Raw genomic sequence first — 13,048 nt, forward strand, 5'->3', positions numbered from 1 at the left:
TTTCCGGCATCAGGGATATGCCGCTTCCCGTTCCTCCGCTCCTGCCCTTTCAGGGCCGTCCCTGCTCCTGGCCGACATTTCCCGGAATGTGAGCAGATCTTCATTAAAATCCTTTGTCTGCGGAGTCTGGATGAACACTTTATATCCCGCCTTTGCAAAAGCCTCTGCTGACTGTTCCGCCTGCACCTGCCCATGGTTGCGGGGCTGCCCGTTTGCGTCCTTCCCCTCCATGTCATTGTCATAGCAGAACACAATCTCCCGAATCTCCGGGTGGCTCTTCAAATAACGGGAAAGGGCCTTGTCCGACAGGCACCCCTCCGCCACCCGGTGGTCCTCCCGCCAGTCAATGCCGTACAGCTTGCACAGGGTCGCATGGCTCATGGCGTCAATGGGCGCCTCAAACTCATACACCCGGCCGGAACGCCCCTCCATGCAGAACCCGTAGGTCTTGTCGGAGTTCTCCATGTCCTGCCGGAACTTCCTGTCGCTGCTGGGAGACCGGAGCGCGCAGTACCGTGGCTTTCCCTCCCCGTCATAGCCTACAAAGGCGCAGTTCCGGAAAGTGTACCCATTCTTCTGCGTGACTGCCTGATAGACCTTGTTCTGGTTGATCATGGCATACACGATCTCGCTGTCAATTCCACGGGTGCGGGTCAGATAGGCGATGGTCCGGTTAAAGTCCTTATCTTTCGGCGGCAGCACCAGCTCCCCTCTGGGCTTCTTCTCCACCGGCTCCACATAATGCCCTGTCTGCTCGTAGGCACGGCAGCCCAGAATCATCTCCACCGCGCTTTTGAAGTCAGCGGCTCCCAGATATTCCTGGGCAAACTGGATGATGTTCCCGCTCTTCTCCCCGGAAAACTGGTAATACCCCCGCCCGTGCCGGAACAGGTACAGGCCGCCGCTGTGCTTCACATGGACCGTGTTCCGGTCGCCTTTCTCCACCTCAAAGCCGTGGCTGACGGCGAAATCGATGATATTGGTATCAAAGACCTGTTTCATCTGCTCTTCCGTAAAAGGCATGGGCCGCCGCCTCATGGCTGTTTGCCTGTCCGTAACCGTCACCTCCCTGCAGCCAGAAAAAGCGCCGGCAAAATGGTTCTTCTTCCATTCTGCCAGCGCCCTGCACTGTGTTGTTATTCTGCTGTTATCCTGTTATGGTTTCTGTTTCATCTGCCGTTATTTCAGCTTCATCCCGTCTTTGAAAGCGTTCCCCACCTTTCCGCCCAGCTTCAGGTATGCGTTGTTCACCGGGTCAAACACAATGGGCTCCAGCTTTGCCGGGTCGATCTTCCCGTTTTCGTCCAGAATCTTTTCATCTGCGGAGACATTGACAATCTCGCCCACCAGCCTGCAGGTCTCCTTGTCGTAGCTCACCAGCCTGCACTCCACCGCCATGGGCAGCTCCACAATAACGGGAGCGTCCACATGCTCCGCCTTTTCCGTATGGAGCCCTGCCTTTGCCAGCTTGTCCGGCACCCTGTTTGCGGACTCGATCCCCACATAATCGCACTCCGCCACATGGGCCGCGTCCGCCATGCTCACCGTAAAGGCGCCACGGGCCAGGATATTCGCCACCGTCTTATGCCCTGCGGAAAGGCACATGGAAATCTGGGTGTCATCGCTGATGCCGCCCCATGCGGCGTTCATGGCGTCCGGCGTCCCGTCCTCCCCATAGGTAGCAATGATAAATACCGGTTGCGGGTACGTCCACGGCTTCGCTCCAAAATTCTTCCTCATCTGTTCTCCTCCTTTGCTCCAAAGCGTTCTTTCAGGCCGGAAAGCGTATCCACATCCGCCATGTCCTCTTCCGTCAAAAGCGGATACCCTTTCTCTGCCCGCAGCTTATTCCCTTCCTCCAAGATAGCCGCCCTGACAAAGCTGTCAAAACGCTCCATCAGTTCCTCATCCGTCTCTTTCCGCTTTTCCTCTGCCATCCTGCATCTACCTCCGGTTTCTATTTCCAGCAGGCTTTACTGTTACGGTTATGTAACAGGCCGTATGGACAGCCTTATCTGCACCGGAACGCCTGCCGGATGGCTCCAGTATAGCAGACCGGCAGACTTTATTCAATGCCTCCGCCTTTTTCATCGCTCCATTTCTTCTGTTTCTTCCGGCAGCGCTTCCTTTCCTGCCTCTTTCTCCGCCTGCGGCTCCGGCAGCCGGTGGAACCGGTCGGTCCCCGGCACAAGGGCCAGGGACCTGCCGTTCTCCCAGATCATATGCAGCTGCCCTGCATCGTCCACGGACTTCACGATCCCTTTCAGCCCGGGCGGCATCCCCTGCTCGTTCATGTAGTCCAGCTCTATCCGGGAGCCTATGGGGTACCGTCTCCGTATCGCGTCTACCTCCTCCTGGGTCTTCCAGCCTGCCATGCCTCCACCTTTCCTTTCTGCGCCCTCTCCCGGCGCTGCCGTGCCTGTCCCTGCCTGTCCGGCGCCCTCTCCATGCCCCTCCGGCACTGACTTCGGGATTATGCCTGCGTCCGCCACCTCCCTCTCCGCCTCTTCCCGGGACAGGATGCGGAACGGGTCTTCAGCCTCCAGGATGCATGCGTCCATCAGGACGAAGAGCTGCCTGGCATTGATGCCATGCTCCAGGCACACCGCGGCCTGTACCATCTCCCCCGGGTACAGGATGCAGCTTTCCAGGCCCAGCCCGATGAGGGCGTCCAGCACCTCCTGGCTGAAGCCCTCCCTGACGGCACAGAAGCCTGCATGGAGGATGTCCAGCCACCTCTCTTCCTCCTGGTCTTTGTCCCCCTCCTCCCTGAAGTCTATGAACATCCCCATTTCCGCATTTTCATGCGCAAAGCCCATCCACTGCCGGATGCAGCCCTCCTCCTGTACAGGGGACATCTCCCTGACAGCTTCTAAGAAATCTTCATGGCCCATCCTACCTCACCTCCATGTCCCCATCCTCTGTTTGGTCCAGTTCCAGGATGCTGTCCAGCGACATCCTCCGGGTGCATGGCATGAACGCGTGGCTCCTGAAGTCCGCAAGGACCTCTTTCACTGCTTCCGGCAGGCCGTCCCTGTCCACATGGATGTCGTCCCTGATGGTCGCCGTATACCCATATTCGTAGGTCCCATAGGTGTCCATCAGGAACTGACGCACCGCCTCCGGCAGACCCTCCTCACGGAGGCTGACGCATCCATACTTCGTCAGGTAGTCCGTCCCGCAGTGCTCCCCTGACGAGGACAGGTCCAGCTCCAGGAGTGTGATGCAGACATTGCCGTTCTCCCTGCACTGCAGCACCCCCGGCAGGAGGACGAGCCCCTCCTCCAGCGTGTCGCGGTCGAAGACCTCCGTCCCATATGACCCCAGGATGCCCCTGTGCAGGGCGTTCAGCACGCTCTTGGCGTATGCCTTTTCCTCTGTCTGGTAATCTTCCTGGAGACGTGCGTAATCGATCCGGTCTAGCACGTTCCGGTTGATATAGTCCACATAGAAATTCATTTTATAATCGTCCATTCCCTCTTTCCTTCCCCATGCCCGGGGCTGAATCCTCTGTCCTGCACAGGTCTCCCCGCCAGCGCCGGCATTGCCAGGCAGCCCCGCCTCCAGCCCTACCGGACCATATCGCCGGCCGGCTCTCCTTCCTCCTGCACGTCCGTCTCCCGCTCTTCCTCCCCCGGCAGGAAGCACTCCGCCTTATGGATGATGCCGTCCAGCAGCCTGCCCTCCTCCGGCCCGTCCTCCATCCCCGCCTCCAGCGCAAGGGAATAGATCTTCCACATTTCCTCCTGGTTGAAAAGCGGGACCGCATCCTGCTTGAAGTACCGCAGGATCTCCTTTTCCCCTGCCTCCATTCCGAACAGCTTCTCATGGGAAAGCGCCTGCTGGTAGGCCTCCCTGTCACGGACCGGCTCCCTGGAGCCGTCCGGGTTCAGGACATAGCACTCCAGCCCCTGCAGGACCGCCCGCTCCGCATCCATGGGGCCGGTCAGCGACATGTCCCCTGCGGTATAGCCATAGTCATGGAGCCTGTCATGCTCCAGGCGCCTTACATAGTCGTCCGGCTCCATCACATCCACCGCATCCCAGAACATCCTGCGGGCCCCCGCCATGTCCTGTGACAGCCGGTATTCATCCTCCACCAGGTACCTCCTCCGCTCCGCCGTCCCGTACCGGTCTGCGATGGCCTGCCAGTTCTGCTCATACTCCTGCCAGCTGAAAGTGCGGCAGCTGTTGGGGTTCCTGAACACCACCTCCACTTCCACAGGGTCATGGGAATGGGTGCAGAGATAGTCCAGATGCTTCTGGTAGTCTATCTCCAGGATATCCCCCATCACCCGGCCGTCTTCCATGCCGTGCAGCTCCACCCGGAACGCCTTCACATGCTCGTCCCGGCACCCGCCGTAAAAGAACCAGGTATTGCGCGGGCTGGTCTGCCGGATATGCACGCTCCGCTCCGGGAAGCACCATGTCCCGCCCTTCCTGCTCATCCAGAAGAAGTTCCGGGGCGCGTTCCTGTCCTCCGCCGCCTCCCGGAGCATCTCCCGGTCATAGGCAAAATCCGTCTGGAAGAAGCTGGTATTGTGCTCCATGATCTTCTGCAGGGTCTCCAGCACGTCCACGTCCTGGAAACAGGCATTGGGCCGGAAGTGGTATCCCTGTTTCTGCAGGCTTTCCCTAAGCTGTGCCAGCATCTCTTCCCTTGTCCCCTCCACGGACTCCCCATTATACCGGTTCCGTTGTGAAAAACCGGGATCCATATCCTTTGCCCGGACGCACAGCCCTCCGCAGCTGTCCGGCAGGATGAAGTTCAGCCGGCCGTTCCCCGTATCGTCCGGAAACGGAATCCCCTCAAACACGCTCCGCAAATCATCGTACCCTGTCCCTTCCTGCTGCCGGATTTCCTGGATCTCCTCACGGGGCAGGTACAGCTTCCGCAGATGGTACCTGTCCGTCCCCAGCCTGGCAAGGGCGTAAATCTCACTGCGCTCCATCTTCATCCCCCTCTCCTTGTTCCGTTTTTTTTAGTGTCCCCCAGCCGGTAGGGGACCCCGATGAAGTCCAGCACCCTGCCGCAGCCCAGGCGGTTGATGCAGTAGTCGTACTGCTTCGGGTGGGTCTGCTGCATCCGCTGGAACCGGTTGGGCTCCTCTTCCAGGTGGACCCCATACATACAGAACATGCAGCCGGATCTGGATACCCCGCTGGTCTTTAACATCCGGCTGCCGTCCTTCTTTTTTGTCTCCTGTATCTCGCCGTAGATAGGGCTGTAGGGAATCCCGGTCCTTTTCAGGTATTCCAGGACGTCCTGCTCCAGCCAGAACGCCATGGGCTGGCTCAAGGGGCGCTTCCGCTCGAAGCCGTTGCATCCGAACTGGAGCCATTTCTGCGTCCGCAGGCGGCTCTCCTGGGCCATCAGCCCCACGATCCCGTGCCTGCCTGTCTCGCGCTCGAACCGATAGATGGGCGCCTTCTTCATATGGTAGCAGCACCTGGCCGATATCTTGAATGGCGCCTCCAGTAAATACCGGTAGTTCTCACAGTTATATACGGACCTGCTGCCGTCCGGCGCCAGCATCGTCCCGTTCAGCCTCTCGATCCTTGTGGCCTGCCCTTTCCTCGCCCCGTCCACGCAGTCCGCTATCTCCTTGGAAATGACCGGATACCCATACTTCTCTATGATCTGCGGGAACGGGTATCTGGGCCGCAGCCACTCCACGTTCTCTTTCGTCTTTACAAACTCCCTAAGCTCCGGGTATTCCAGCCCCGTATCCACGAACACCGCCGGGATGTCTGGGTACACCCTGCGGGCGATGTCCAGGAGCACAGTGCTGTCCACTCCGCCTGAAAAACTGACGAAGACCTGTCCCCCGTACCGTAAGTACCATTCCAGAATCCGGGTCTGCGTCACCTGTATCTTCCGTTCCAGGCTCCAGCCCTGCATGGCCTTTAAGTCCTCTCTGGTATATTTCAACCGCCAAATACCTGCCTTTCACAAGAAACCTCTGTCTGCGCCTGCTTTCGCTTCCTGTGAAATCCTGCCTACCTTTTTGGCTCCTGCAGTGTTTGGCCTGTTTCCGCTTTTTAAGTCTCCCTCCTACCGTTCCATGCCGTCTTCCTCTTCCTGTTCATACCTTTTGATGGTTACCGGCTCGAACCGCTGGTTCCTGATGTTGGTGAACCACTGCTCCATGAACCCTTTCAAGTCCCTTACCGTTGCGGGAGCTGCATCCGCCGTCTCATAATACACACCGATGCCATCCTGGAGGAAAGAGGTGGGATGGATGGAGCTGTCCTCCCTGTCGATGGCAAAGGTGACCTCCGGGTCGCGCATGGAATCCCCGTTCTGGTCATAATAATGGGCGATGCTGTATTCCTCCCCGCCGATGGCCTCCACCACCAGATCCTCGTACCCCTTTGCCTGCAGCTTCATATAGTAGGCTTCCCCATCCAGGATTGGAGCCGCAAACAGGCGGAGCTTCCGGTAGAGTCTCTGCTCCAGTGTGGGCGGCTCCTTTCTCTCCCCCTGTCCGCCTCCGTCCCCGTTTTCCTCCGCCGCCACCACGTCCTCCCCGTCCTCCTTGAATTCCAGCGCAAGGTCGAGCTGCACCTTTTTCTTCTGCAGCTCCAGCAGCCTTTCCTCGTCCGGGAAGGGCTTCCCGCACTGTTCCTCTGCCGCCGCAAGCTGCTGCCGCAGGTTGGCAAGCTCCTCCCTGTCGTATTTCGCTTCCACCACGATGCGCTCCGCCAGATGCTCGATGCGGGTGATGTTCCCCAGCCCGGAATCGCCATAGTCGGTGCTGTAGCTCCCTTTCCCGCACAGCCGGATGCCCACGCTGTCCCGGTCTGTCCGTACCAGATGGATGGGAAAGCCCGCATAGCTGCCCACCTCAAGGCTGTCCCCGATGCCATGGCCCTCCATCCTGCGGCCGCAGACCATCAGGTGCTCCGCCGCCTTTGTGCGCTCGTCATGGACGCGGCCGTCAACCACCATGCGGAAATCTTCCGTCCTGTTGGTCTGATACGTCCGGATATCCTCGTCCCTGGCCGCTATCTCGTTCTCCTTCCGGGCGATCCGGACCGGATAATGGAGGCTGGCCTGCTCCTGCAGCTGGGCCTGCTGGCTCTGCCAGGAGGATTTCAGCACCGTCAGCCGGTTGATCTCGTTGTCCGTCTCCATCTTCTCCTTCACCCTTGGGTCAGAGGTCGCCAGCGCCTTGAACTCCGCATACTGCAGCACGGTCTCATCCAGATCCTCGCAGGTCCTCAGCGGGGAGCGGCCGGTCATGATCTGGCTGATGTACCGCTGCTTCTGCTCTAAGATCTGCCAGAGGTAGCTGTCAAAGGTATTCTCCGTGATGTAGTTGAAGATGGAGACCTCCTTGTTTTCGTTGCCCTGCCTTAAGATACGCCCGTTCCTTTGGGTCAGGTCGGCAGGGCGCCACGGCACGTCCAAGTGGTGCAGGGCGATGAGCTTCTCCTGGACGTTCATGCCGGTCCCCATCTTCTCCGTGCTGCCCATCAGGATGCGGATTTCCCCTTTCCTCACCTTTTCAAAAAGCTGCTCCCTCTGCACGTCCGTCTTTGCGTCATGGATGAAGCTGATTTCCTCCGGTTTGACTCCCCGCGCAATCAGCGCTGTCCTTGCTGCCTCATAGAAATTGAAGCTGCCGTCATATTTCGGTGTCCCCTGGTCGCAGAAGATCAGCTGGGTCAGCCTGTCCCCCGCCGTCTCCTGGCAAATCTCTGCCACCTTATCTGCGCACAGGTTCAGCTTGGTTCCGGGGTCGTCCGGTATCCCCGGGTCTATGGCCCTTGGGTCGGTGGAGAGCAGCCTGGCCTCATGGGTCAGCTTCAGGAAATTGTCCTGGGTGCTGTCCACCTCCCCATTCCGGATGGCCTCCGCCCGCTCTGCCAGCTCCATGACGATACGCTTCTGGTCGGGGGTGCAGACGGATTTGATGACCTGTGGGCTGCCGGTCTTCAGTTCCGGCGTGGGCAGTTCCAGCATGTCCGCCGTCCGGATATCCGCAATCATGGAGAACATGCCCATCAGCTCCGGCAGGTTGTGGAACTGGGAGAACCGGTTCTTCATCTGGTAGCCGTTGCCCTCCGGCCTGATCTCCAGGGAGGATGTGACCCGCCCGAATGTTCCCGCCCAGGCATCGAACATCAGGAGCCCCCGCCTCTCCAGCTCCCTGGGCTGTAGGGTCTTCTGCATCACATATAATTCCGACATGGAGTTGCTCACGGGTGTCCCGGTCAGGTAGATGACACCCTTTCCCCCGCCGATCTCATTGATATACTGGCATTTCTGGTGCATGTCCATGGCGCGCTGGCTGCTCTGGCCGCTGATGCCCGCCACGTTGCGCATCTTGGTATAGGAGAAATTGTTCTTGTAGGCATGGGCCTCGTCCACGATCAGGGCATCCACGCCCAGCTCCTCAAAGTTGATCACATCGTCCTTCTTCTCCGCCTTGAACAGCTGGTCATACCTGAACTGCAGGTTCTTCCGGAAGATCTGCATCTGCTTTAGGGACCAGTTCTTTCCGTCCCTGGCCTTCTGCTCGTCAATGGCCCTCGTCACCTCGTTCAGTTCGGCCCCCATGGCCGCCAGCTGCCTCTCCCTGGACAGCCCGATGAGTTCGAAGCTGGAGTGGGCCATGATGATGCAGTCATACTCCCCGGTGGCGATCCGGCTCACAAAGCGGCGGCGGTTCTGCTTCTGGAAGTCTTTCTTTTCCGCCACTAAAATGTTGGAGTTTGGGTACAGCTCCATGTAGGCATCGGACCACTGCCCCACCAGATGGTTCGGCACGGCGATCAGCGGCTTTGCCACCTTTCCCAACCGCTTTAATTCATGGGCCAGCACAATGGCGGCATAGGTCTTTCCCGCCCCTACCTCATGGGCCATAAGCAGGTTCCCCTCCCCGTACAGGCCGTGGGCTATCACGTCAAGCTGGTGGGGACGGAGCCGGATATCCTCCGATAAATCCGGCAGTACCAGGTCAGAGCCGTCATAGGTGCGGGGGCGGATGTTGTTGAACCGGTCGTTGTACAGCTTTGCCAGCCTTGCCGCCCGCTCCGGCTCCGCAAAGAGCCACCGCTCGAACTCCGCCTTGATCTGTGCCTGCTTCTCCCTGGCAAGGATGGTCTCCTTCCGGTTCAGCACATACTTCACCTTATCCTCGCCGGTGTCCGGGTCTGTGTACTCCACCCGGTCTTTCACCTCCACGAACCGCAGGTTCAAGGACGCCTCCAGAATCTCATAGGCATCCATCCGTTCCGTGCCGTAGACCTGGCAGGCGGTGACAGAACCGCTCTCATTCCCCTTATTGGCAATGAAGTAAACGCCGCTGTATCGGGAAAATTCCAGTTCCGTAGCCAGGCGCCCGTATTTGTTCCCCTCCTGGGTCTTGAATGTTTCATACATAAACTCCTGGTAAGTCTCCAGGGGTATCCAGGGTGTCCCTAAAGAGAAGCTGATCTCCTGGGGTGTCAGCGGCGTGGGCTGCACCGTCCGCAGGGCCTCCACATTCCGGGAGAACCTCTCCGGCTCCTCCTCCGCTTTGATGACCGCCTCTGCCAGCTTGTCTTTCACATAGCCGCTTAAATATTCCCCTGCGGTCTGCCATCCGGCATAAGGGTTCCCCGCATACAGAACCGGGTCCTGGTAGATCTGTTCCCCCAGTTCTTCTATGATTTCCTCCTTTGTAGCCTCCCCGCCATCCGGTCTCCGGTATAGCTGCGCCATGTAGTCCAGGTCAATCCTGCCCTTTACGTTCAGGGAGACCTTTAATGCCTCTTCTGCGGATTCCACCACTGTGGGCATGGCCTTTGGCCGGATAGTGGCCTTGTAGAATATGGCGGTCTTTTCATAGCAGACTGCACTCTGTCCGTTTGAGCCGGCTTTCTGCCCATCTGGGACGGCACCCTGCCCCTCCTCCCTGCCCCCGTCTTTCCTTTCTTTCTCGATGGAGCGCAGGAGCGGCGCGTTAGCATCCCTGGAGAATGCTGTCACATTGGCGTAGGCATTGATGTAGCCGTACTCCTTCACAAAGCGGTCATAGACCCGGTTCAGATTTCTTATATGCCCCTGCAGGGCTGCTTCATATTCCGCTGCTGGCCTGCTTCCCTGTTCCTGGTTCTGGAAGTCTATCAGCCCCCTGACTGCCTGTGCGATCTCCACGAGCCCTTTGATGCGCTCCGCTTTTCTTCCTGTGATGTCCTGCTCATACATCCGGGAATGCTCCCGGTAATACAGCTTCCCCTCTGCCAGCGCATAGGAGAAGTTGCGCACTGCCGGGTCTGCGGGGATGGAATTCACTTCGGGAGCGCCCTCCGCCTGCGGCACGTCCCCCTCCTGTACCGGTTCCTCGTAGGCTCCCTCCAGATAGCTGACGGCACGTCCCAGCCGCTCGTCCAGGTTGTCCCCCGGCATGGGGTGGCAGGCCGTGGTCTTCTCGCTTCCGTACATGCTCTCGTCAAACACCATCTTCCCCAGCACCATCTCCGGGTGGTCGATGAACCAGGTGTTCATGGGGATGCCGTCCCCATCCTGCTCCACCGACAGCCAGGGGCTGTTGGCCTCGTCCGGCGTAATCTCCCGTTCCCGCTTTTTTAGGAACAGGATGTCCGTGGTGGCCTCCGTCCCCGCCACCTGTTTGAACGCATTGCCCGGCAGGCGGATGGCTCCCAGAAGCTCCGCCCGCTGCGCCAGGTATCTCCGGCTGCCGGAGTTTGCCTTGTCCATGGTGTATTTGGACGTGATGACCGCCACGATTCCACCTGGACGTGTCTTGTCCAGGGATTTTGCCAGGAAATAATCATGGATGCGGAAGTTATAACGGTTGTATCTGGGATCGTCCACCTTGATGGAATTGAAGGGGATGTTGCCGATGACCACATCAAAGAACTGGTCCGGGTGGCTGGTATGCTCGAAGCCTGTGACCTGGATATCCGCGCCGGGATAGAGGTGCTTCGCGATATGGCCGGAGATGGGTTCAATCTCCACGCCGTACAGCCGGGAACCTGCCATGCTTTCCGGCAGGACGGAGAAAAAGTTCCCGGTAGCCATGGCAGGGTCTAAGATATTTCCTCCGTGGAAGCCGAACTTCTCCAGCGCGTCATAGATGTGCCGTATCACTCCCTGCTCCGTGTAGTATGCGGTGAGGGTGCTTTCCTGTGCGGCCTGGAATTCCTCTTCTGTCAGCAGGCTTTTAATCTCCTCGTACTGCTGCTCCCATCCGCTCTTTCCCGGTGTCAGGGCATTGGCCAGACCGCCCCAGCCCACGAATTTCGCAAGGGTGACCTGTTCCTCTGCGGCCGCTCTCCGCCCCTGCCTTTCCAGCTCTTTCAGCAGCCGGATGGCCGCAACGTTGTTCTGGAACTTCGTCTTGGGGCCGCCGTCATACAGGTGGTGCTCTTCGGAATAGCGGTAGTTAAAACTGTTGGGTTCCTGCTGGCCGGAACCGTCCTGGATGGTGCTGTTATCAGCTTCATTTTCCTGCATGGCCTCCACGGCTGTCTGCACGGTCTGTACCGCCGCAGGCAGGGCCTCCGTCCGTCCCGCTGTGGCTCCACCGCCCTCCACCGCCGCCATGGGCGCATCCTCCCCATGGGCGTAATCTCCCTCCACCGTCTGGCAGCCCTCAATGTCCGTGACCGGAACCCTCTCCCGGTTTTTGAACCCGTCCAGATCCTTTAACTGGCTGATGTCCCCAATCTCCACCGTCCTGCCGTCATAGAGGTACTGCAGAATCTCATAGGTCCTGCCATTGTAGGATATCCGCTCGCCCTCCTGGAAAGGATGTGGCTGTTCCTGTACCTCATCTGCATCCAGCAGGGCATCCCGGCCGTAGCCGGTACTGTCCTCATAGCCGGATTCCATCCCCAGGTCAAAGAGGGAGAGCTGCCTGTCCGGCGCTTCTTCCGGTATCGGCATTTCGTTCAGTACCGGGGGCTCTTCCGGTATCCCTGCTTCCTCCGGAGTGTAGCGCATCTCCTCCTGCCGTTCCAGTTCTGCTTTCTCTTCCCCGCTCAGGTAGGCATCCCGGCGAATCAGCTCCATAATGCGCCTCTCCACCTGCCCCCAGGTCAGATGCTCCCTGACCTCCACGCCGTCATGGACATATTCAATCCGGCATCCATCACTGCCGTAATTGATATCATAACGGCCGCCGTTTTCCAGGCGGGCGCCTTCGCCCCACATCCCATAATAAATGCTTTTCAGTGCCTTTATGCGCTCTTTTGCAGAAAGGGTGGAAGTCATTTCCTGGTAGATGCGCTGCTTGCTGCCCGAATATACGGAACTTTTCCTTGCCAGGAAATAGTCTATGATTTCCTGCCTGCCCGGGGGAGTCGGCATATCGGGGGCTACATAGGAGCCGCTGGCAATCAGGGATTGGATATGGCCTACCACCCGCTCCCAGGGCAGATGGAGCGCCCTGGTTCCCGCAGGCTCATATGCACGGATGTGCATCCCATCCCATAAGGTCTCTGCCCTGACCGGCACTCCGTCAGTTTCCAGTTCCCTGTGCCCAATAAAATAGGCTTCCTTTACAAACGCTTCCCGCTCCTCTTTATCCGGGTGGCCAGAGAAATATTCCTGGATGGTCTTCTGCAGGTACAGGGAGAGGGACTGATCGCGCAGGACTGCATGGATGTAGCGTAGTTCCGTCTCCGTGGGTTCCTCCTGTGCCTGCTCCTCTTTCATTGTCGATCCCTTTTTCTGTGCCTGCCCGTCTCCCTCTGTTGGTTCCTGCCCAGCAGCGTTTTCCTGTCCAGCCTCCTGCCGTTCCTGAACACGAATGTCTTCCTGCCCAGCCTCCGGTTGTCCCTGACCATGGAGATCTTCCTGCCTTTCAATGGCATCACCAGTCCCACTTTCCCTGCGGCTTTCCTTCATCTCCTCTTTTTCATCCGGGATGGAGAAGTCATCCAGCTTTTCTTCCTCTGCGCTGAACGGGTAGGTGCCGCCCAGGATAAGGGCATCAATCCGCTTTGACAGTTCCAGGTAGGAATAGAAATAATCGCCGCCATACGCCTGGAACACGATTCCCCCGTCCTGCCCCAGCAGATGCACCTGGTA

8 protein-coding genes are annotated in these 13,048 nt (G+C 58.7%); all 8 read right to left on the reverse strand.

The window, feature by feature from the left end; all coding sequences use genetic code 11:
- Positions 1-9: 9 nt before the first annotated feature.
- Entirely contained in the window at positions 10-1,023 is a 1,014-nt protein-coding gene (locus Q2B33_RS19790) for a DUF3991 and TOPRIM domain-containing protein (protein WP_300566909.1), read from the reverse strand.
- 156 nt (positions 1,024-1,179) lie between these two features.
- On the reverse strand, positions 1,180-1,740 hold the full coding sequence (locus Q2B33_RS19795) for a flavin reductase family protein (protein ID WP_300566912.1): 561 nt from the start codon (positions 1,738-1,740) through the stop codon (positions 1,180-1,182).
- Positions 1,737-1,937, reverse strand: a complete 201-nt coding sequence (locus Q2B33_RS19800; RefSeq protein ID WP_065551182.1) for a hypothetical protein — start codon at positions 1,935-1,937, stop codon at positions 1,737-1,739. Before Q2B33_RS19800 ends, Q2B33_RS19795 begins: the two co-directional genes overlap by 4 nt.
- Before the next feature lie 150 nt (positions 1,938-2,087).
- Positions 2,088-2,894 (reverse strand): DUF4314 domain-containing protein, encoded by an 807-nt coding sequence (locus Q2B33_RS24325; RefSeq protein WP_330684681.1) that lies wholly within the window; start codon positions 2,892-2,894, stop codon positions 2,088-2,090.
- A 1-nt stretch (position 2,895) separates the two neighbouring features.
- The gene (locus Q2B33_RS19810; RefSeq protein WP_300566918.1) at positions 2,896-3,474 is read right to left on the reverse strand and encodes a hypothetical protein; all 579 of its coding nucleotides are present in this window, start codon (positions 3,472-3,474) and stop codon (positions 2,896-2,898) included.
- Positions 3,475-3,569: 95 nt separating this feature from the next.
- On the reverse strand, positions 3,570-4,958 hold the full coding sequence (locus Q2B33_RS19815; protein WP_300566920.1) for a hypothetical protein: 1,389 nt from the start codon (positions 4,956-4,958) through the stop codon (positions 3,570-3,572).
- A complete protein-coding gene (locus Q2B33_RS19820; RefSeq protein ID WP_300566923.1) occupies positions 4,955-5,932 on the reverse strand; it encodes a phosphoadenosine phosphosulfate reductase family protein in 978 nt (325 codons plus the stop codon). Before Q2B33_RS19820 ends, Q2B33_RS19815 begins: the two co-directional genes overlap by 4 nt.
- Positions 5,933-6,055: 123 nt before the next feature.
- Entirely contained in the window at positions 6,056-13,012 is a 6,957-nt protein-coding gene (locus tag Q2B33_RS19825; protein WP_300914195.1) for an SNF2-related protein, read from the reverse strand.
- Positions 13,013-13,048 lie beyond the last annotated feature (36 nt).

It is taken from the genome of uncultured Acetatifactor sp. (genome assembly GCF_948601915.1).
Classification (GTDB): Bacteria; Bacillota; Clostridia; order Lachnospirales; family Lachnospiraceae; genus Acetatifactor.

What these genes read in the sequence shown, in the direction of transcription:
- Q2B33_RS19790 (WP_300566909.1), bottom strand. Translation starts at nt 1,023, where the DNA reads ATGCCTTTTACGGAAGAGCAGATGAAACAGGTCTTTGATACCAATATC.
- Q2B33_RS19795 (WP_300566912.1), bottom strand. Translation starts at nt 1,740, where the DNA reads ATGAGGAAGAATTTTGGAGCGAAGCCGTGGACGTACCCGCAACCGGTA.
- Q2B33_RS19800 (WP_065551182.1), bottom strand. Translation starts at nt 1,937, where the DNA reads ATGGCAGAGGAAAAGCGGAAAGAGACGGATGAGGAACTGATGGAGCGT.
- Q2B33_RS24325 (WP_330684681.1), bottom strand. Translation starts at nt 2,894, where the DNA reads ATGGGCCATGAAGATTTCTTAGAAGCTGTCAGGGAGATGTCCCCTGTA.
- Q2B33_RS19810 (WP_300566918.1), bottom strand. Translation starts at nt 3,474, where the DNA reads ATGGACGATTATAAAATGAATTTCTATGTGGACTATATCAACCGGAAC.
- Q2B33_RS19815 (WP_300566920.1), bottom strand. Translation starts at nt 4,958, where the DNA reads ATGAAGATGGAGCGCAGTGAGATTTACGCCCTTGCCAGGCTGGGGACG.